The organism is Sphingobacteriales bacterium (assembly GCA_016719635.1).
Classification (GTDB): domain Bacteria; phylum Bacteroidota; class Bacteroidia; order Chitinophagales; family JADIYW01; genus JADJSS01.
Genome location: JADJYT010000003.1, coordinates 52,896 through 73,402 on the forward strand (window position 1 = coordinate 52,896; position 20,507 = coordinate 73,402).

29 protein-coding genes and 1 pseudogene are annotated in these 20,507 nt (G+C 39.2%); 27 read left to right on the plus strand and 3 right to left on the minus strand.

Annotated features, from left to right (window positions below; translation table 11 throughout):
• Position 1: 1 nt before the first annotated feature.
• The 3 genes from IPM95_06895 to IPM95_06905 form a co-directional block, all read right to left on the minus strand.
• On the minus strand, positions 2-145 hold the full coding sequence (locus IPM95_06895) for a hypothetical protein (GenBank protein ID MBK9329031.1): 144 nt from the start codon (positions 143-145) through the stop codon (positions 2-4).
• 122 nt (positions 146-267) lie between these two features.
• Positions 268-942, minus strand: a complete 675-nt coding sequence (ccsA, locus tag IPM95_06900) for a cytochrome c biogenesis protein CcsA (protein MBK9329032.1) — start codon at positions 940-942, stop codon at positions 268-270.
• 15 nt (positions 943-957) lie between these two features.
• On the minus strand, positions 958-1,611 hold the full coding sequence (locus tag IPM95_06905) for a heme exporter protein CcmB (GenBank protein ID MBK9329033.1): 654 nt from the start codon (positions 1,609-1,611) through the stop codon (positions 958-960).
• Between the two features lie 42 nt (positions 1,612-1,653).
• Between IPM95_06905 and IPM95_06910 the strand changes: the two genes are divergently transcribed.
• The 27 genes and pseudogenes from IPM95_06910 to IPM95_07040 all read left to right on the plus strand — a co-directional run bounded on the left by IPM95_06910 (position 1,654) and on the right by IPM95_07040 (position 20,443).
• Positions 1,654-2,202: a C40 family peptidase gene (locus tag IPM95_06910; GenBank protein ID MBK9329034.1), complete on the plus strand. Its 549-nt coding sequence runs from the start codon at positions 1,654-1,656 to the stop codon at positions 2,200-2,202.
• Between the two features lie 47 nt (positions 2,203-2,249).
• Positions 2,250-3,728, plus strand: a complete 1,479-nt coding sequence (accC, locus tag IPM95_06915; GenBank protein ID MBK9329035.1) for an acetyl-CoA carboxylase biotin carboxylase subunit — start codon at positions 2,250-2,252, stop codon at positions 3,726-3,728.
• 200 nt (positions 3,729-3,928) lie between these two features.
• The gene (locus IPM95_06920; protein ID MBK9329036.1) at positions 3,929-4,375 is read left to right on the plus strand and encodes a 3'-5' exoribonuclease; all 447 of its coding nucleotides are present in this window, start codon (positions 3,929-3,931) and stop codon (positions 4,373-4,375) included.
• Between the two features lie 462 nt (positions 4,376-4,837).
• Positions 4,838-6,130 carry a cellulase family glycosylhydrolase gene (locus IPM95_06925; protein ID MBK9329037.1) on the plus strand — a complete coding sequence of 431 codons (1,293 nt, stop codon included), beginning with the start codon at positions 4,838-4,840 and terminating at the stop codon, positions 6,128-6,130.
• A gap of 202 nt (positions 6,131-6,332) precedes the next feature.
• Positions 6,333-7,440, plus strand: a pseudogene (locus IPM95_06930) (IS3 family transposase).
• A 613-nt stretch (positions 7,441-8,053) separates the two neighbouring features.
• Complete coding sequence (locus tag IPM95_06935; protein ID MBK9329038.1) at positions 8,054-8,452, plus strand: hypothetical protein; 399 nt, start codon at positions 8,054-8,056, stop codon at positions 8,450-8,452.
• Between the two features lie 559 nt (positions 8,453-9,011).
• Positions 9,012-9,419: a hypothetical protein gene (locus tag IPM95_06940; GenBank protein MBK9329039.1), complete on the plus strand. Its 408-nt coding sequence runs from the start codon at positions 9,012-9,014 to the stop codon at positions 9,417-9,419.
• A 9-nt stretch (positions 9,420-9,428) separates the two neighbouring features.
• Positions 9,429-9,800 (plus strand): hypothetical protein, encoded by a 372-nt coding sequence (locus tag IPM95_06945; protein ID MBK9329040.1) that lies wholly within the window; start codon positions 9,429-9,431, stop codon positions 9,798-9,800.
• Positions 9,790-10,023 carry a hypothetical protein gene (locus tag IPM95_06950; GenBank protein ID MBK9329041.1) on the plus strand — a complete coding sequence of 78 codons (234 nt, stop codon included), beginning with the start codon at positions 9,790-9,792 and terminating at the stop codon, positions 10,021-10,023. Before IPM95_06945 ends, IPM95_06950 begins: the two co-directional genes overlap by 11 nt.
• A 275-nt stretch (positions 10,024-10,298) precedes the next feature.
• Positions 10,299-10,901 carry a hypothetical protein gene (locus tag IPM95_06955; protein MBK9329042.1) on the plus strand — a complete coding sequence of 201 codons (603 nt, stop codon included), beginning with the start codon at positions 10,299-10,301 and terminating at the stop codon, positions 10,899-10,901.
• Entirely contained in the window at positions 10,898-11,317 is a 420-nt protein-coding gene (locus tag IPM95_06960; protein ID MBK9329043.1) for a hypothetical protein, read from the plus strand. The genes IPM95_06955 and IPM95_06960 overlap by 4 nt, the downstream gene beginning before the upstream one ends.
• A gap of 10 nt (positions 11,318-11,327) precedes the next feature.
• On the plus strand, positions 11,328-12,530 hold the full coding sequence (locus tag IPM95_06965) for a hypothetical protein (protein MBK9329044.1): 1,203 nt from the start codon (positions 11,328-11,330) through the stop codon (positions 12,528-12,530).
• Between the two features lie 22 nt (positions 12,531-12,552).
• The gene (locus IPM95_06970; protein ID MBK9329045.1) at positions 12,553-12,990 is read left to right on the plus strand and encodes a hypothetical protein; all 438 of its coding nucleotides are present in this window, start codon (positions 12,553-12,555) and stop codon (positions 12,988-12,990) included.
• Between the two features lie 4 nt (positions 12,991-12,994).
• Positions 12,995-13,351, plus strand: a complete 357-nt coding sequence (locus IPM95_06975; GenBank protein MBK9329046.1) for a hypothetical protein — start codon at positions 12,995-12,997, stop codon at positions 13,349-13,351.
• A gap of 9 nt (positions 13,352-13,360) precedes the next feature.
• Positions 13,361-14,074 (plus strand): hypothetical protein, encoded by a 714-nt coding sequence (locus tag IPM95_06980; GenBank protein MBK9329047.1) that lies wholly within the window; start codon positions 13,361-13,363, stop codon positions 14,072-14,074.
• A gap of 3 nt (positions 14,075-14,077) precedes the next feature.
• Complete coding sequence (locus IPM95_06985; protein ID MBK9329048.1) at positions 14,078-14,623, plus strand: hypothetical protein; 546 nt, start codon at positions 14,078-14,080, stop codon at positions 14,621-14,623.
• 636 nt (positions 14,624-15,259) lie between these two features.
• Positions 15,260-15,958 (plus strand): hypothetical protein, encoded by a 699-nt coding sequence (locus IPM95_06990; protein MBK9329049.1) that lies wholly within the window; start codon positions 15,260-15,262, stop codon positions 15,956-15,958.
• Positions 15,959-16,167: 209 nt separating this feature from the next.
• Positions 16,168-16,896: a hypothetical protein gene (locus IPM95_06995; protein MBK9329050.1), complete on the plus strand. Its 729-nt coding sequence runs from the start codon at positions 16,168-16,170 to the stop codon at positions 16,894-16,896.
• A gap of 170 nt (positions 16,897-17,066) precedes the next feature.
• On the plus strand, positions 17,067-17,249 hold the full coding sequence (locus IPM95_07000) for a hypothetical protein (protein MBK9329051.1): 183 nt from the start codon (positions 17,067-17,069) through the stop codon (positions 17,247-17,249).
• A 178-nt stretch (positions 17,250-17,427) separates the two neighbouring features.
• Entirely contained in the window at positions 17,428-17,940 is a 513-nt protein-coding gene (locus IPM95_07005) for a hypothetical protein (protein ID MBK9329052.1), read from the plus strand.
• On the plus strand, positions 17,937-18,395 hold the full coding sequence (locus IPM95_07010; GenBank protein MBK9329053.1) for a hypothetical protein: 459 nt from the start codon (positions 17,937-17,939) through the stop codon (positions 18,393-18,395). The genes IPM95_07005 and IPM95_07010 overlap by 4 nt, the downstream gene beginning before the upstream one ends.
• 10 nt (positions 18,396-18,405) lie before the next feature.
• The gene (locus tag IPM95_07015; protein MBK9329054.1) at positions 18,406-18,705 is read left to right on the plus strand and encodes a hypothetical protein; all 300 of its coding nucleotides are present in this window, start codon (positions 18,406-18,408) and stop codon (positions 18,703-18,705) included.
• Entirely contained in the window at positions 18,702-19,127 is a 426-nt protein-coding gene (locus IPM95_07020; GenBank protein ID MBK9329055.1) for a hypothetical protein, read from the plus strand. Before IPM95_07015 ends, IPM95_07020 begins: the two co-directional genes overlap by 4 nt.
• Position 19,128: 1 nt before the next feature.
• Positions 19,129-19,287: a hypothetical protein gene (locus IPM95_07025; protein MBK9329056.1), complete on the plus strand. Its 159-nt coding sequence runs from the start codon at positions 19,129-19,131 to the stop codon at positions 19,285-19,287.
• Positions 19,288-19,411: 124 nt separating this feature from the next.
• Positions 19,412-19,819 carry a glycoside hydrolase family 104 protein gene (locus IPM95_07030; protein ID MBK9329057.1) on the plus strand — a complete coding sequence of 136 codons (408 nt, stop codon included), beginning with the start codon at positions 19,412-19,414 and terminating at the stop codon, positions 19,817-19,819.
• Positions 19,819-20,019, plus strand: a complete 201-nt coding sequence (locus tag IPM95_07035; protein ID MBK9329058.1) for a hypothetical protein — start codon at positions 19,819-19,821, stop codon at positions 20,017-20,019. The genes IPM95_07030 and IPM95_07035 overlap by 1 nt, the downstream gene beginning before the upstream one ends.
• Positions 20,020-20,023: 4 nt before the next feature.
• The gene (locus IPM95_07040) at positions 20,024-20,443 is read left to right on the plus strand and encodes a hypothetical protein (protein MBK9329059.1); all 420 of its coding nucleotides are present in this window, start codon (positions 20,024-20,026) and stop codon (positions 20,441-20,443) included.
• Positions 20,444-20,507 lie beyond the last annotated feature (64 nt).

Genomic DNA, 20,507 nt, shown 5'->3' on the forward strand with positions numbered 1-20,507 from the left:
TTTAATTATTTACTTCCTCTTCCAGTTTCTTTATCTTTCTTTCGAGATAGAAAAGAAACAGAAAAATACCGGACAGAATGACGGTTGCTACTGCTATCACGGCGTAAATTTTGCCATCCTGCATCAGTTTGTCACCTGTATTCACGATTTGTGCGTTTAACGTTTTAGAAATACCTGCGAAAAGTAAAATTAAAATTGCATATTTTTTAGACATAGCCGTTAATTATTTTAAAGAGTCTGAAATAGATTGGGTTATAGATTATTTTATTAGACAATATCCAGATGATGGATTTTGCGGAAAATTTTTTGCATTCGAATGATGAGTGTACTGATCCAGACAGATAATAATACCCAGCCAATAACAGCAGGGTAAAATACCATTCTTAAATCTCTGTCCAGGTCATAGCTGTTGAATCCGGGATTGCCGCCGTTGCCGGGATGCAGGGAAGAATTGCTGATTCTTGGAATCACGTTGATTAAAACCATGAACATGGTAAAGGCAAAGACAGAATAGACCGCTGAAAACCGTGCTCTTTTTTCTTCATCCTCAAAAGAACCTCTCAGTACAAAATATGCCGCATATATGAGCAAAGCTGCTGCTGCGCCGTTCAATTTCACTTCCTGAAACACCCACCATGCCCCCCAGGTCGCCCTTGCCCAAATGGAACCCGTGATGATTCCAAGAACCCCGAACAAAAATCCTACGGCAGCGAACGAAGAAGCTACGATATCATCCTGTATCTTTTGTCTGCTCAGGTAAAAAATGCTGTAAATCAGAGAAACGAACATCATCAGCATCATACTGAACCACATAGGTACATGAAAGTACAGGTTTCGGATAGAAGACTCTAAAATATTCAGTTCTGGAATGCTTCCCAGAAATCCCATGAAGATGGTATAAAACAACAAAACGATACAGAGATATTTCCACCAGTTTTTCATACTCAAAATCTTTAATTAATCCCGCCAAATATACGGAAACAAAACGACTGAAAGCAACAACGTAATGATATCCAGCAGGGCTATCGCGCCGAGATTCATGTAAATATCTTTTTCCTGAATGGCAAAATCGCTCAGTCCGCTCATCTTCACAATTAACAGCAACAGCGGTAAAATGATTGGAAATCCCAAAATCGCCAGCAACACAAAATTCTGGGTACGCGCGGTAATGGCGGACATCAGTGTGAATAAATTGGAAAAACCAACAGACCCCAAAATGATGGTCAGCAGAAAAAGACCTTTATCCTGAATGTTTTCATTGAAAAACAACATCATCATCGCATAAATGACCAAAGAAAGCAGGGTTATCAGTAGCGCATTATAGATAATCTTGGAAACTATAAACTCTACGGGGGAAGCCAGCGAGCGCAGGTAATAAAACTGTTCGTTGACATCTTTTACAAACGACTTAGAAACGGCATTGACAGTTGTAAACAACGCGATAATCCAAAACAGGGCAATCCAGGTGGGTATGGTGATATTTCCCTCAAAAATCAGGTAAATCAAAAAAGAAGTGCCGAGTACATATATAAAAATGGTGCCGAGTGCCGTTTTTTGCCGCCACTCCAGTTGTATTTCTTTTTGAATAAGTTTCAGAATTACAGATGCCACTAAACAAAAATACATTATTTTAGTTGTTTAACGAGCAAAGTCATGCTACAATCTAAAGCATCTAATAATCGCCCTCTCTATTTTCAGCTTTTTATACTGTTGTGTACTATTCTACTGCTGAATGCCTGTTCCGGTGCCAAGAAAACTTCCTCTACTCCGACCATTAAACAGCAAACTGCACCCAAACCTTCTTCCGTAAACGTCGATGGATTATTGTGGTTCGCTAAAAAACAAATTGGAATGCCTTATAAATATGCTTCTTCCGACCCTAAAAACGGCGGGCTCGACTGTTCGGGTTTCCTGTTTTATGTTTTCCGTCATTTTGATGTCATTGTGCCCCGCACCTCTCAGGATTATATGAATTTTGGTATCCCGGTGGAAAAGCACCAGGCACAAAAAGGCAATGTCATCCTTTTTGCCGGCTCGGATGAGAAAAGCAAAACGGCGGGACATGCCGGTATCATTACGGAAATCAAAGACGGTGTTATTTATTTTATACACGCATCCACCTCCAAAGGGGTGATGATAAACAAATTAACGGATACTTATTATGCTAAACGATATTTAAAAATTGTGGATGTAATTAATTAGTCTTAGAATTGTATTTTTGTATTTCTTTCAGAATATAAAGTTGTTGAATGAAAAAAATTTTAGTAGCGAATCGCGGAGAAATCGCCCTGCGGGTGATGCGCACCTGTAAGCAGATGGGAATTGCTTCCGTAGCCATCTATTCCGAAGCAGATAGAAATTCGCCGCATGTCCGCTTTGCAGATGAGGCGGTATGCGTGGGCCCTGCTGCTTCCAAAGAATCCTATCTTAGAATAGACAAGATTATAGATATCTGCAAACAGTTACAGGTGGACGGTGTTCATCCGGGTTATGGCTTTTTAAGTGAAAATGCGGCATTTGCCAAAGCCTGTAAGGATAATGGCATCATTTTCATTGGGCCGAGTTCGGAAGCGATTGAAATCATGGGCAGCAAGCTGGCCGCCAAGCAGGCCGTTTCCAAATTCGACGTTCCATTGGTACCGGGTACCGACCAGCCCATTACCGATATTGAAGAGGCAAAAATACTGGCGCAGCAAATCGGCTTTCCTATTCTGATAAAGGCCTCTGCGGGCGGCGGCGGTAAAGGCATGCGCATTGTGAACGGTATGGACGATTTTGAAGAACAGATGAAACTGGCCGTCTCGGAAGCCACCTCCGCTTTCGGCGATGGCAGCGTCTTCATCGAAAAATTTGTGACTTCTCCCAGACACATTGAAATACAGGTACTCGGCGACACACACGGCAATATCGTCTATTTATTTGAGCGCGACTGCTCTGTACAACGCCGTCACCAGAAGGTGGTGGAAGAAGCACCCAGTGCCGTGCTGACGCCAGCCCTGCGGCAACAAATGGGCGAAGCAGCCGTTCAGGTGGCCAGGTCCGTGAACTACCTCGGCGCAGGAACCGTAGAATTTATCGTCAACAATAAACTGGAATTCTATTTTCTCGAGATGAATACCCGCCTGCAGGTGGAACACCCTGTTACGGAAATGATTACCGGCATCGACCTGGTGAAAGAACAAATCAACGTTGCAGAAGGCAAGCCCATCTCCTTCCGACAGGAAGACTTGCGCATCAACGGGCACGCCATCGAACTTCGGGTATATGCGGAAGATCCTTCAAACAACTTCCTGCCGGATATCGGAAAGCTGGAAGTGTACAAAACGCCTAAAGGCGAAGGCATTCGGGTCGACGACGGCTTTGATGAAGGCATGGATATTCCGATCTACTATGACCCGATGATTGCCAAGCTGATTGCACACGGCATCAACCGCGCAGATGCCATCGATAAGCTGAAAAAAGCCATTGAGGATTATAAAATCAAAGGTGTAAAGACCACCTTGCCGTTCGGTACATTTGTACTGAACCATGCGGCATTTACTACCGGAAATTTTGATACCAAATTTGTCGACAATTATTTCCATCCCAATGAAATCCGGGAAGACGAAGTGCGCCTTGCCACCCTTATTGCATCAAAACTATTCGACGAAAAGGATCATGCATTCGAAGTGAAAGAAGGAAAAAATTTCTGTAACGTTTCCAACTGGAGAAAAAACAGGGTGGAGTAGTTTGGGTATTAGTTTTTAATTTCAATGTAGTTACTAATTAAACAACTCAGTTGTTTAACTTATATAAAATTAATCCCAGCTAAATTCATAATCCAGTTATTAATTTGAATGAAATGATATTAACAATGAGTAAGATATGTTTACAAGTCTTTCTTATTTTAATTTACAATGTATAATGCATTTGTTAGTTTTAACATACTATGAAAAAGATATTTCTAGATACTGAATTTACAGGTCTACATCAAAAAACCAAATTAATATCTTTAGCTTTTGTAGCTGAAAGTGGAGAAGCATTTTATGCGGAATTCAGTGACTTCGATATAAAGGGAGCAGATAATATAACTCAGCAATTTTTTAAAAATGAAGTAATACCTCAGCTTGGCAATTTACCATATCAAGTAAATGAGATTAATAGGTATTATGTTTCTGGAAACACTTTAGAAATTAAATTGGCAATAACAAAATGGTTCAATCAGTTCCAACAAACTAAAAACAGCTTGCAAATATGGGCAGATTATTATGCCTGGGATTGGGTTTTGTTTTGTGAACTATTTGGTGGTGCTTTTTGTATCCCTCAGAACATTCACTATATGACAATGGATCTGGCGACATTTTTATTCAGCCGGAATGTAAAAAGAAGATATTGACAGAGAAGAACTCTTGCAAAAAATATAAAGATCCGGATAACTTAAAACGACACAACGCTTTATATGATGCGAGAATTGAGTTGGCTTGTTTAAAGGAATTAATAAAATACAATGGGAATCAAGAATAAATATCCTTTATTTGTCCACAGTTTTATGGTGCCATTAAGATGGGATTATTTGCCAAATGATTTTGATTTTAAACAATCCAAAGAATCTTATGATTTTGAATAAAGAATCTCAAGAAGTATATGATATCAGTGGAAAGGTAAAAATTGCAGAGTATAGTTAATCTAAATGATTTAAATTTTTAATTTAATATGAAAAATAAATATATTAATTATTTTATTTTTTATATTTATCTTTTCCTGTAAGAAAGATAATTCTACGAATAATATAATTTCTGAGAATCCAAGATTTGTACATGACCAATATGGTAGAGTATTAATCCTTCACGGCTTAAACATGTCGAGTAGTGCAAAGAGCGAAGGTCGTCCATCCGATACGCTTTCTTATTTAAAACATTTTCCATGGACAACAGAATCTTTTGTAGATAAAGAAGCTAAAGATTATGGTTTTAATGTAGTACGGTATTTAATATTTTGGAATGGAATAGAACCACATCGTGATAATTTCAGACAAGCATATTTAGACAGCACAGAACGAAGAGTACGTTGGTACACCGATAGAGGCATGTATGTTATTCTAGATATGCACCAAGATGTATATAGTAATTTGCTTTATGGAAATGGAGCACCTCGATGGGCAACTATTACCAATGGTCTAACACCAGATTCTATTGCACCTTTAGGGTTGTGGTGGTTACGAAATATACAACCAGCAGTAATCAATGCCTATCAAAACTTTTTTCAACACACCAATCATAAATATTTGCAAGAGCATTACATTATGGCTTGGCAAAAAGTTATTGAGCGATTTAAAGATAATCCTTATGTTATTGGTTATGATTTGATGAATGAGCCTCACGGTGGCGATTTAGTGAAAACTTTATTCGGAGAATTTGAAAGAAATCAATTAGCTCCATTTTATAATAGATTGATAAAAGGAATACGCGAAGTAGATAATGAAAAATGGATATTCTTTGAGCCTCGTGCATTCGGTGTAAATTTTGCATTAGAATCCCATTTACCAAAAATAAGTGATCAACGTATCGGACATCCACGTATGCAATATGCTCCACATTGTTATCCTTTATTTATAGAATCAAAAAAATATATTCAGTCTGATAAACCACAATTATTAGAATGGGAAAGAAGAAGACAAATAGAATTAAAATTACACGGATCTGGTTTTCACATTGGTGAATTTAAGTATCAACCAGAATGGGCAGGATTGAATGAATATTTCAGCGATTTCTTTGAAATGACAGATAGAAATATGGCAAACTGGACCTATTGGAGTAGCGACCCTGGTGGTGCCGGACCTTGGAATAGAGACTTTACTGAAAATATCATCATGGATAATTTGATACGTGTGTATCCAAGAGCGATTGCAGGCGAACCTATTTCATTTAACTACAACAAGGCATCCAATATTTTCAATCTTAGTTATAAAAATAATCCAGCAATAAGTCAACCAACAGAAATATTCATACCCAATAGATTCTTTATAAACGGTTATAATTTAGTGTTAGATGGAGCTACAAATTATACTACTTCATTCGATGTGCAATACAACATTTTAAAAATTTATTGTTCAGAAGCAAAAGAAGTTAAAATTACAATAACTGCTAAATGATTTATATTACTGAGTTCAACTTAGTTCGCTTCTGATGCCATCTACTGTAATGCGTACATAGATGGGTGCTTTGCCGTTGTCGTCGATTTTCGCTCTCTTAACGTAGAATAGGATGCCTAATGTTTTGTTCATGGTGTAAGTGTCCCTAAAAAATCAGACAATTTAAAAATAGAGTAAAATTCTTAAATTTAAATTGTTTATTATGAAAAAGACACGATTTACGGAGACGCAGATAGTTTCCATTTTACGACAACAGGAAGGTGGCAGAGCCACCAAGGAGCTATGCCGGGAGAACGGCATCTCAGAGGCTACCTTTACAACTGGAAGAGCAAGTACGGAGGTATGGAAGCCTCTGATGTACGAAGGCTCAAAGAGTTAGAAGAGGAAAATTCAAGGCTGAAGCGGATGTTTGCTGAATTGAGCATGGATCATGCCATTTTAAAGGATGTTATATCAAAAAAAGGCTGGGGCCCTGTAAACAGAGGGAACTGACGGAATCCATCGTAAAGGATTACGAAGTTCCGGTGAGCAGGGCCTGTAAGATGACCTCATTACCACGTTCCGGTTATTACTATCAAAGCAGAAAAGACGATTCGGAGGTAATTACCCTATTGCAGGATTTAGCCTTTAAACATCCTTCGTATGGGTTCAGGAAGTTGTTTGCCTATATACGCAGAGCAGGTAAAGACTGGAATCATAAGCGGGTATATCGGGTATATAAACTCTTAAAGCTGAATAGAAAACGAAGAGGTAAAAGACGGCTGCCGGCAAGGGTAAAACAACCGCTGACACAACAGAGCCATATCAATCAAAGCTGGAGTATGGACTTTATGAGCGACAGTATGGTAGGCAACAGAAAATTCAGAACGTTTAATGTGATGGATGACGGCTCCAGAGAAGTACTGGCTATAGAGGTAGATACCTCCCTTTCAGCAAAAAGAGTCATAAGGACATTGCAACAAATTATCAGACACAGAGGAAAACCACAAATGATAAGAACAGACAACGGACCGGAATTTACGTCCAAAGACTTTGAACTATGGTGTACAGACAATGAAATCAAACTTCAATATATACAACCCGGAAGACCAATGCAGAATGCCTATATAGAACGATTTAACCGATTGTATCGGGAAGCGGTGTTAGATGCGTACTTGTTTTTTGATCTGGCTGAAGTAAGAACACTCACCGATGAATGGATAGAAGAATACAATCACAGACGACCACACGAATCTTTACAAAATCAAACACCCAATGAATGGAAAATTAATTTATTAAATCAACCAAATACTCTAAATTGCACTGTCTGAAAAATGGGGTACTTACACACCGAATGTATTACTCTTTTGGACACAAAGACAAACTATCTGAAAAAGCACAAAAGTATATTAGAGATAGAGAAAAGTTTGGTAACACGATAATTTATGAGGATGGATATTTAAGAATGGCAAACAAAATAGAACTTTGCCGATTACAAGGATTTACTGATGATTATTGCGAAATTCTAAACTTACAACAAACAGCATCATTATTAGGAGATGGATGGACATTGCCAATGATAGAACACATATTGTCGTTTTATGCAGTTCCGTAGTATTTCCTGTAACAGTCGTATAAATGTAGTCCGGCGGAGCCGGAAAGCGAACAAATACCACCTTTACCCGGATTACATTTATACTTTGTTATCAATTTATTTTGCAAGTTTCAGACTGAATGTTTATATTTGATTATGTTTTTTCAATCCCCCATATTATCGGAAATTAGCGAATATATCGAAAAACTGCCAAAAGAACGGCAGTTAAAATTATTGAACGACCTGAAAAGGGAAACGACAAAGAGTAAAAAACCTACTGCAAAAAACATACTGGAACTATCTGCCGAAGTAAACAAAAAAAGTTTTAAAAAAGTGAAAAGCAGATACGTTTGAAGTTAGTAATTGATACCAATATAATTATAAGTGCATACATAAATCCAGCGTCTAAGATTGGTAAAATTATTTTTTCTGAAAAATACCACTTGTACGCACCTGAATTTTGTCTTTCAGAACTTAAAAGACACTCCAAAAAATACGAAACATACGGAACGTCTAAAAATGCGATCCGTTCCATCAATAAACGGATAACTTTTGTAGATGCAAATATGATCCCTTTGGAACTGGCAAAAAAAGCCTATACCATTATGAAAGATATAGATGAAAACGACACCCCATTTTTGGAATTATCCTATTATTTAAATTGCAAGATATGGACCGGTGACAGGAATTTTCACAATGGATTAATAAAAAGAGGGATAAAAAGAACCCTATTAACAAAACTACTCTAACACAACCATGCTATACGCCCCTAACCCGCCCTTTTGGCGGGTTTTATATTAGATACCGGGCGAAGCCCGCACCTTTTAAATACGCGCATTTTTGCCCCCTTTCCGCCCCTATCCTGGCCGCCACCGCCGCCGATCCGCCAGCCCGGAAATTACCGCCGTCCTATTCTCTTTCTTTATTTTCTCTTTACTCTTTACTGTTAAGCTATAAAAAGAAAACTTTTGGACTTTTGGACTATTCGCTTCCAAACTGCCGTATTTATTGAGTTTTCAGCAGTCCAAAAGTAGTCCAAATACAGTCCAAACACAGTCCGAAACTGAAAACACAAAATAACCATGTAATATTTTTCACGATTTGGAAAACCTATGTTTTTTCTTCACATTTTTCAGATGTGAAAAATAAACATTTAAAGTTTACCACAGAATTATTAAAAAAAGAGGGCGGAAAATTTCAGTATTATTTAAATGAATGTATAAAGAAATAGGGTAAGACCATTCCGGTTTTATCCGAAAACGGGGCCTTACCCTAATAATTCCTGGAATCAGTACAAAAGTAAACAAAATGAGTGAAAATATCAATACATGGGTTAAAGATAAAATGGCAATTGCTGCAAACACAGCTATAAAAACCAATATAACCCAAATTTTGAATACCATTCCCGCCGCGGAACGCCCGGCAAACTTAACGCAATTCGTTGCGTATTTATGCAAACAATACGGCAGCACCCCCACCACTCCGGAAGATATTACCAAAGAAATTGATTTTTATAAAGAAACCATTGCCGCACTCAAACAAACCAACCTGGAATTAAATACCTATATCAATGAAATGCAAGCCGTAATACAGCAGCGCAAAGATGATATAATCAGGTTAACCAATGAACTGGCAGAAATAAAAAAACAATCCGTAAAAACCGCACCGGCTGCCCCGGAAAACAAAGCTAAAAACGGATTTTTTTGGTGGGGATAATATAACAGTATGACAGCATTTTTAAATACAGATCGGCCGGAAAGCGAGTTAATCAAAGTTGATAAACAACAACTGGAAATGCTTGTATTACAAAACCGCGAATTGAAGCAAACCACCCAGGCCACCACCGATTTAATATTATTGTTTATTGATATGATCGGCGGGAAAATACCCACCAGCGTAACCGGCGGAATAATGGTATTAACGAAGTTACCCGGAATAATAAACGGACTTACCGACGAAAAAAAGGAGCATTTACAAACCGTACTGAATATTATCATAAATAACGCCCCTAAATACCTGACAGCCCACCAGCAGCAGCGTTTAATAGATACCCAGGTTTTAACGTTAATCGAAAAAAGGGATAACAATGAAATATAAGCAAACAATTATACCACGATTTTCGACAACTGTAATTTTACCATTAAAACCTTTGGAGGTTAGAAAATTGGTTTATCGTATTTATCGTGAATCTTTTTCAGGAACTAAAGTTATCAATGAATCTAAATCAATATTGATTTTGTTTACTCAACTGGGTGCAAAAAAACCGCCTTTGGTGGTGGTATTTATCCCAAAAAGCCGTATTGATTTCCGGATTAGATAAAATCGTTAAATATGGTGAGTTTACAAATTTTGGCAGCCCTAAACCGTCGGATGCCAAATATGTAGTAGGTTATCTAAATTTTAAATGTAAGGTTATTATTGATAATAAACCGGAATTATTAAGGTATTCAATACAATTGAGAAATGACGGTAAATTTTATTACAGTTTTGATATTAACATTTACAGAAAAAAATAAATGGTGGGATTATAATGCAGCTTTTTAAGACCACCCCCACCATTCTTTACAAAGTTAATACAAAAAAACAAAAAAAACAATGTCTGAAAATAATATAGAAACGTTCGACTTAGCCAAAGAATTGGAAATACCCACCCAGGAACGGAATTTTAACGTTATCCAGGAAGCGGAAACAATACAGCCAATTGATGATAACAGCGAATTTAACGCCGAATTTGACGCGGATAAGCTAAAAGAAGTGGCCGCCGAAAAAGTGGCGGATAACTTTGAAGCGGCATACGACAGTAGCACCCTTGCCCCGGCTATTGTGGACGGTGCCGATGCGTTAATCGTTAACCTGTTCCCAATTCTGTACGAAAAATCAGCATTCAGCGACGACCAGCGCGCCGCCCTCAAAGTGCTGGCCTATAAAATACAAACCAGCAACACCCGAAAAGAGGACAGATTAGACGATGCAGAATTAAAATTAGGTGCATTGTACGCCGAATACGAGGAATACAAGAAAAGTTTACCGTTAACGGAAAACGAAAAAAAACAGATCATAAAACCGTTATCCGTTTTATTGAAAGATGTGAACGTACAAACCACCCCCGGCAATGCTTTATTGATTGCCGTTGGTATGGTAATGCTCCCGCGTTTATTGCCGCTGGGAATTAATAAAATGATGAAACCGAACCCATGAAAACACAGCCGGAAATAATAACGATAATGGATAACCTGAAAGAAACCTATCTTTCCGGGTTATCGTCCGTTATTACCAAACAACTGGATTTTTTTCATTTCTTTCAAACGTATTTACTGGATAAATACCCGCCGTTTGGCGGTGAATGGCAGCCCTTTGCCGCCGCGATCCTGACAAACAACCTTTTTAAAAAGTATCCCGGCGTAACGAATGATACATTTGATTTGTTTTCCGAAAATGAAACGGAACTATCTGAAATACTGGCCGTTTTCAGCACGCATTTTAAAGCGATTTTTACCACCTATATAAATACCATTTCCGGCGGATTGGTGCCAACGGCGGCCCTGTTTGGAGCCTATACCATAGGCGATGAGGGAGAATATAACGACGATTTTAACATTGATTTCTTTATTTAAAAAAATAACCATGAAAAAACTTTTTTACCTACTCTTGTTTACCTATTCGCTGCAAATAGCAGCGCAAACCGCATGCACCGACAGCGCGCGGGCATACATTAACCGGACGATCAAAACCAACAACATTAAAGCGATTACCGCCGCACAAATGAACGCGGCGTTAACTAAAATACTGTTATCTATTAATTGCAATGACAGTTTAACCAGGTACCGGGTAGATAGTATAAAAACAGTTAATGACAGTTTATACATTTACCAGCATACCGGCGGACTTGTAAAATATCCACAGGGCGGCGGCGGTATAGATACCATTTACACCGATAGCACATTAACCGGCGCGCCGACCATTACCCAGGGCGGAACCTTAAAAGTAGATACCACGCGAATGGCTACCCGGAATTACTTAAATGCTGTATTAACCGGAAAAGTAAATTTCAGCACCCTGGCAGACAGTACCGCCGCATTGCGGATGATACGAAAAGTTGATACCACATGGATAGGCTTTAATTCCAGCCGCGACAGTATTTTACAATATTCTTATATAAATGGAATATTGCAGCGCATCCCATTAAAAAGGGATAGCGTAACTTTTTCCGGATGGAGCACCACCGGAAACAGCGGACTTTCCGGAGGTTATCCCGGCACTAATTTTATTGGCACCACCGATAATCAAAATGTGGCTTTCAAACGAAACAACGTTTGGATGGGTGGATTTTATTCTGATGGTTTTAAAATAGGAACCGGCCCCGGAGATAATAAATTTATAGAAGCACAGGGAAATACCACCGGCAACCAGGCTACCGGTAACAGTTTTGTAGGATATGGAAATTTTTTAACCTATTCGACCAATAATTACGGACTTATTCATTTTAACGGAAGCAGTAAACAAATGGCATTCGGTATTGGAACCGATGGAATTACGCGACTTGCAACCGGCACCAGCGGCGGCACCGGCGTATTGATGCAATTTACGGATGATCAGTCCGGCACCGGAGGCGTATCAATCGGCGGCAACGTAGAAACGTCCGCAAAACTTACAGTAACCAGCAGCGCAAAAGGCGTATTGATTAGCCGAATGACAAGCACCGAACGAGATGCAATAGCCAGCCCGGATAATTGGTTAATGATAATCTGTACCAATTGCACCGCCACAGATGGCAGCACCGGCGTATTGCAAATATGGAACGGAACCACCTGGAAAAACGCCTATTAATAACAACTAAATTTTATACAACATGAAAAAAATCATTATCATTTCCTTTTTATTTTTGGCACTCAAAACGAATGCCCAGGACACAGCCAAAATTTATAATTTATCCCTACAATCCCGATTAATTAGCTTTGTTTCCCCGATATGCACCTCTCCCGAAAACGACAGCTTATTTACCACGTTTTTAAATTGGCGGGCAAAATACCGGGCCACCAACCCGCAACCGACAACGGTAATTTTAACGGACAGTATCCCGACGGTAGAACTGGCCAAACTGTACAACTATTGTTTGAGCAATTCGGACGGATTAAGCATAAGCAGTATATTTAAATCCAGCATCCAAAATGTGAGGGATAACAACGCATTTCTAAACAGATTATGCACCGCGTATGAACTTTATTACCAGGAAAAATTTGCATTAATGCGGCAGAATGGAAAACGTTTATTAATGGGTAAAGACTAACAACATGCAGCAAATAACATTACAACCAGGCGAAAACTTAACGGTATTAAATCCAGCCGCCGAAGCAGCCCCCGAAGTAAATACGTTCATACAGGATGAACAACTAACCAACTATTTGGCCGAAGAAAATTTAACCATAGGCGGCAATGAAGATGCGAATATTGCCGCAATGGAAATTATAAACGACTGGACGGCGGAAAAAAAACGCAATTTCTTAAAAATCGTTTTGGGAAAAGTAAAGGAAAACAGTTCACCGATCGGGTATTTTCCAGCCGCATTTGACGGTCTGTTAATGCTTGCCGACGATGTGGAAGATAACAAACTTTCCGATTTGATTGAAGCTATTTTTTACAACAACTAAAGTTTTAACATGTCAAGATCACAAAGCGAAATTATCGCAATAGTTGAAAGCCTGGAAACCGCATTGAGTGAAGATATTATTTTACTCAAACAACGGCAATTGCAAGTATTCCAATACTTTCAGCAATTTTTGTTAGATAAGTACCAGGCGGGCAACGAATGGCAGCCCATGACGGCGGCCATATTAACGCGGTACGTTTTTTCCTGTTATACCAGCTTTAACACCACCGGAGAAGATTTTATAACCGACAACGAAACGGCATTAATCAAAACGCTGGCAATCTTTGATACTTATTACGATTACATTTCAGTAACGTACAATAACACCGGCGGAAATATCCTACCATGTGCGGCATTTATGGCGGCATTTGCCATATCCTCTAATTGTACCTGGATCAACGACGGCAATACGGAACCGGTAGTAAATTTTTCGGCTGAAGATTTCAGCGTTTTAACGGCGGATGAAAACGGGGGCGACGGTCAGTATATAGGCGTAGGATATTGCAATATTTCCGAGCATGTAACCATTGATCCGGGATACTCTTACAGCGTAAATATAACGCAACCGCCCGCACATGGCAGCATTGTAACCACTTTGCCGAACGGTGATTTTATCTATAATACCGATCCGGATTATTTATTAAATGATGAGGTTAAATATACCATTACCGTTAACGGCAATACTTCACCGGAATATACCATAACAATAGAGGGCGCGGCGTAAAAGATGCGGTTAAATCATGTAAATATTACGATCGGCAAACGAGGTACCGGAAAGACAACGCATATACTAAAGTTGATAGAACGGCACCGGAAAAAGGTTTTGATTGTGGATACAATTGATCATGAAAGCTACCGAAAATACAGGGCGGTAAGCCCTGAAATGCTGCCCGCCTGGAAAAAGGGAATTATTCGCGTTTATGGCCATAATTTTGAAGATGTATTTTATCAGTTAGCCCATAACGTAACCAATGCTTTAATTGTATTTGAAGATTGTACAAAGTATATCCGCGGATACATTCCGGATGATGTGCGGAATTTTATTGTAGATAGTAAGCAAAAGAATTTAGACCTTATTTTTTTATATCATGGTTTTGGGATGGTACAACCCGATATGTTTAGGCTTTCCGACAGTATCACACTTTTTAAAACCAATGAAAATATTGAACGATACGCCGGAAAAATCCCCAGCTTTGAAGAAGTGAAACAGGTAAATAAAATTGTGCAAAATTCAAATAATCCTTACATAAATCACAGTATAAAAATATATTGAAATGGAAATAATAAGGTAGGCGAATTAGTGCTAAAGTCGTAAAACTTGCGTCTTTCAAACGTCCGAAACGATCCTACCTATAAAAGCTACAAAATGCGAGTATATGCCCGGTAATTACCGCCCTATCTCTCAACGTCCAAAACGTTTCATTTGTAGCCAATACAAAGTTACAAAATATTTTTAATATGAACCAATTTAAGGTTAAAACATACAGTATCAAAGAGTTAGCAAGTAAATATAATGTATGCACAAGAACGTTTATTCAATGGCTGCAATCCATTGAAAAATTAAGCATTGACAAACATACAAAATTGCTTTATCCAGCCCAGGTAGAGTTAATAATATCTCATTTGGGCATACCTGAATAATACAAAACGATACATAATAATACATAACGATACACAACGATACATAAAGCGGATACCATGTAAAAAACACCTTGTAAAATTGTATTCATCAATCACAACAAAAAACAAAAAAATGAACACTAAACAATTATTGATCGGCGGAGCGGTTACAGTAGTGGCCACAGTGCTGGCACTTTACATTTGGAACAAAATTCAAAACCGTAAAAAATCAGCGGCGGCAACTCCGGCGGTATAACCCATATTGTAAAAATTAAAAATCAAAATACACATGAAAATTTTTAAACAACACAGAAGCCCGGATATGTACCCGGCATTAGCTAACCGCGAAGTAATGGAAAGAATTGCCAACGGTTTTGACAATTACGATGAAGAAAATTACGACGATTTCGGCGGTAAAAAATCCGGAAAAGTTCCGGGTATTTATACGATTACAATAACAAACGTAGCCGTAGCAGCCCGCGATTTCTTTTTGTATCATGGACAATTCCCTTACTACATGTCACACAGAAACCTAACGATACCGGCATTAACGGTATCCGGCGGCCTTACCGTTGCGGCAGATGTGGAACTGGCTAAAGACGGCGTTATCAAAGATGGAGCATTTAGCGCAATTGGTGCCGTTTCCGGCCTTAGTGCATCCGGAACACCAAGTAACATGAATACTTTTTTAGCGTATTTGCACGCCAACCCAGGGCAGAAATTAACCGGTTTGTCCGTTACTTCAAGTACAGCGGCCAACCACCAGCAGTTGATACAGTATGGTACGGTTAATCCGTTCAAAGCAGATGCGGATTGGATTGCACCGATTGATATTAGTTCGTTCCGATCTCCAAAAGATTACGACCAAAATATTACAATCGTTCGATGTGATTTGGAATTACACAGAAATTGCGCGGTAAAAATGACCGTTGCGGCATCATCTACCGTTACATTAAAATTGTACATGAACGGATCGGCGGCAGCGTAACCAAAGGCAATTAATCAAAATATTAAAGGGTTAACGATAGTAATATTTATTGCCGTTAACCCTTTTTAATCTCATAATTTAGAAAAAAATGGTTAATAATCACCAATTTGCAGTTAGAACCCACCGGACGGCCTGTAAAATTTTATCATCCGCTCCAATGGAGAAACGAGCAAAGAAAAGCCGTTGCATACGTTTTCAAAAAGTACAATTTGAAAGTACGCCCCACCCAGGCAAATTTAAAATTAGCTATTCAGGTAGCCCAGCAAAAAGACAAGCCGGAGTTTATCCAGGACTTGCAAAATGCTTTTATCAAACGCGCCATTTTAGGCCACAATAAATTTGAAGATGATTTTGATTATACCATTTCAGATTTATTTGAAGAAGATTTTGAGGGCGAAGAAACGGTGCATTATTTTGAGGAAATAACGGAAGACGGTTACGATGAATTTGGTGGAAAACTGAAATCCAAACGACAGGCCCGCAAAGTAAAAAGACAAACAAAGCGCAAAAACAGAAAATTATCCAAAGCGCAAAAACGTTCATTGGATATTGCTAAAGATATTAAAGTTGCAGAAGATGTAAAATCAGCAGTAGCATTAGCCAAAGCAAACAAAGAACAATCCGGATCAGCAATTGAAAGCGAAAGCGGTGGATCAACCATCAGCGAAAAAATCGAAAAAGGTTTAGGCATTGTGGGCGATCTGGCAACCGCCGGGGCCAATATTGCCGGGGCATTTATCGGAAATAAATCCAGCAACAACGATGCGGGAACCACATACGCCGATGATGACAACGACGGCAGCGAAGACGGCGACGACAGCGACGACGACAGCGGCAGCGGTGAAATGGCAGCAAATAAAAAATACATTTTTGCCGGAGTGGCTATTATTGCGGTAATTGGATTACTGTTTTTTGTTATGAAAAAACGCAAAGCGTAACAATGGCCTTATCTAATTTTTAAGACATACGAATTTTTACCCGATTTTGAGAAAGTTTAAGCCCTGCAAGAGTTAACCGGACGACTAAGCATTTACAAATAAATCTAAGCCGCTGGAAAACGATAAGCCGGAACACCGGTTTTTTATTCTACTTCAGGAAGCCGCGCACATTGCACCCAAGTACCAGCGATGAAGAAGCGGTAGACAAATATGCTTTTGATCAGTACATCAAATCCGGCTATTCGTTAACGTCTTCCGTAAAAGCCCTTACAAGGGTATTGCATGCCGATACGCCGGTAAATATGCGACGTATGTGGCTGCAATTTAAACGCGCTGAAAAAAAGACAAGTTAAATACTAAATATTCCCAATATGAGGGTTATGATAGTTTGGTAAATAACGATAATGTTGTTATCCGCCGGGTGGAAACCTCCCCCAGCGGATCCGCGATAAAAGTAACTTATGATCTGTACGACTGGGGAGAAGATATGAACGCCGCCGTACAAAATTTAAAGGGTATATCTCACCAGGAATGGAAAGCAAAAAAAAGAGCTACACAGATATACGCAAAATGGCCGGCGCGAGGAAACAGCAGGGCCATGCACGAATAATTAACGAAGAAGCGAAAACCAAAACCATTTATGCCAACCAGGGTATTTATGTACCGACCGATCACCATGCGAGCGCAATGCGCGCGGAGGGGATCGCTAAAGGAATAACAGGAGCAATAGCCGGAGCCGGTAAAATAGTGGCCTCCGCATTTGGCGGCCCCGGTGCCGATAGTGGCGGCGGCGGGGCGGAAGAAAGCGGCGGCGGTGGCGTATCCGCCGGAGTGCCGCAAATAGGGCAAAGAAGCGGCACCAACAACAGCAGTAAAAGAATGTATCAGGATGAACCGGAAAACAGCAGCAGCAAACGGACAAAAAAAGGTAAAAAACTGGCTAAAAATAAAACCGGGCAAACACCCGCCGCAAACAATCAAATGATGTATTTAATGGGCGGGATAGCCGTATTAGCGGTATTAATCGTAATAATGAAAAGATGAAAACGAATTATTTTAAAATAGGATTATACGCAATCGGAACCATTATTGTTTTTGTGGCCATTTATATGGTTTACCGGGCAATATTGCGGGCTAAACAGGGAGTGGATACCGTCGGTGACGTTATCCAGGATAATAAGGTTGATAAAGAAATAGCAGCGCAAACCGGATTACTGGTAAGTGAAGTAAATGCGGCGCGAAAAATTGCTAAACATTTTGCCGAGGAATTGGAATTATTGAGAGGTATGAGCTGGTGGGACAGACAGCGCGCTATGATTACCGATAAAGAATTAATGGATATTGCCAGCCAGGTTAAAAGCGCACAACAAATGAAAACGATCAGCCATATTTTTCAAAACGAATTAACGTACAATAAATCATTATACGCCGAACTGAAAAAAGAATTACCCAGCGCAAAACTTAGGGCAGTTCCATTTATTGAAACTATCATCAATTAAATTTTATACCATGAAAAAAATTGTATCATTCATTACCGTATTCTTTGTATTTGCAGTAAGCATTTTTGCACAAGATACCACCGCCACAGCCCCGGACGTTGTAAAACTGTTTAACATTGCTTTACCCCAATGGGCGGTTTTAGCGATCGTAATAATAGGCGCGACATTAACGGCCACCCAAACGATTTTAGCCAAAATTCCGACAGAAAAAAGTGTTAAGATTTCCGGCATTATCGGTAAAATCCTGACTTACTTTCATTCTTTCCGGCAGACAATAAAAAGGCGGCACTCATTAAAAAATAAAATTTGAAAGCATACTTTTTCATAGTAACAGGGTTTTTGTTTCTTACTACCGGGTGCGGCAGGAATGCCGCGCCCCAGGTGGTAACTATGAAAATGGATAGTTCATACACTATCATAGATACTGTACTATCATTCGTAAAAGATGCACCATGCCGCGACACCGTTTTATATAATACCGCATTCGACACCATTACCCAGGTAGTTATAAAAGACGGCGAATTAAAAGTAAAAACGGTATATAATACCACTATTCACGAAAAGATATTACAGCCTATTTACATGCAACCCCAGGCGAAAAGAGAGGACAACCGGATTTATAATCAATCCGGTTTTACTCTTAAATCTGTTTTGGCATTTTGCGGAATATCCGCATTAGTAGGCGGTTTATTTTCACAAATAATTCGATTTGCAATTACTAAGAATTTTTAAAATGGAAAAGGAAAAAAAAGAAAGTTTATTAAATAACCTGATCGGTACGCCGGAGGTGCAAATCAGCCTGAAAACAAAAACCATTGTTTTATTTTTCGGCGCGCTGGTAGCCGCCGCGATCATAATTTTTTTAGCGTATGCGATTATCAAAAAAGGGTAAAATATACTTAATCATTTCATCCGTTATTCTGCTGGCGGGAATATACGCCGTAGTATGGATAAAATGGATACGAAAAATAAATAACAAGATGAACGGAAACGATAACGTTAAGGCATTTTTAATGATGATCCGCCACGCGGAGGGAACCGCCGGAGCGAACGGATACCGTACATTATTCGGCGGAAAACTGTTTAATGATTACGCCCAGCATCCGCGCGTAAAAGTACCGTTTAGGAATACATACAGCACCGCGGCGGGCGCATATCAATTTTTATACTCCACCTGGTACCGGCTTTCATTAAAGCTGGGTTTAAAGGATTTCAGCCCGGAAAGTCAAGATAAGGCATGTATTGAATTGATAAGAGAAAAAAACGCATTAGAGGACGTTAAAAACGGAAATTTTGAAAGTGCAATAAAAAAGATAGCCAAAGTATGGGCCAGTTTGCCCGGTGCCGGGTATAATCAACCCGAAAAAAAAATAGCAGAATTACAAAAAGTATATACACAAAACGGAGGAAAATTAATAGCATAATGCACCATTTAGAAAACATATTATTCAGCAGAGAAAACGCCCTGAATGCGGTGGGATTAGGTTTTATCGGTATGGTAAATATTCTACACGATGTTAGCCAAATAGCGGCGGAATTTGCCCCGATTGCAACGGCATCCGTAGGTTTTTCCATTGCTTTACTAAACATAGTACGAACATTTAAGGAACTAAAAAAAAAGTAGGATTATGTACGCAATCATAAAGGCAAAAATAGTAAATGGCCATACCGGCAGACCGATGGAAAATGTAAATATTTCCATTACGGACAGCACCGGCAATTTATTGCCGATCAACGGCGAAACCATAGGCCGCACCAGCAACAGCGACGGCAGTTTTATTTTGCCGATTGCAAAAGAAGACGATGTATTTATTACATTCTCTTTTGTAGGCTTTACCCCCTTTACATTACCGGCGGCCAGCGCGGCAAAAATGAAAGTTTTTAAAATGCAGTCAAAAAACCAGGAATTGCCGGATACTACCGTTATAAGCCCCAAACCAAAATCCGGAATATCTGATAATAAGCCCTCAAAAATGTGGGCGTATGTGCTGGGAGGTTCGGCCCTATTTTTAACCGCCGCTTTAATTTACACACTCAATAAAAAATAAATTCAGATGAAAAAGAAAACCGTTATCATTCTTATAATCATAGGCATTTTAGCCGTTATCGGTG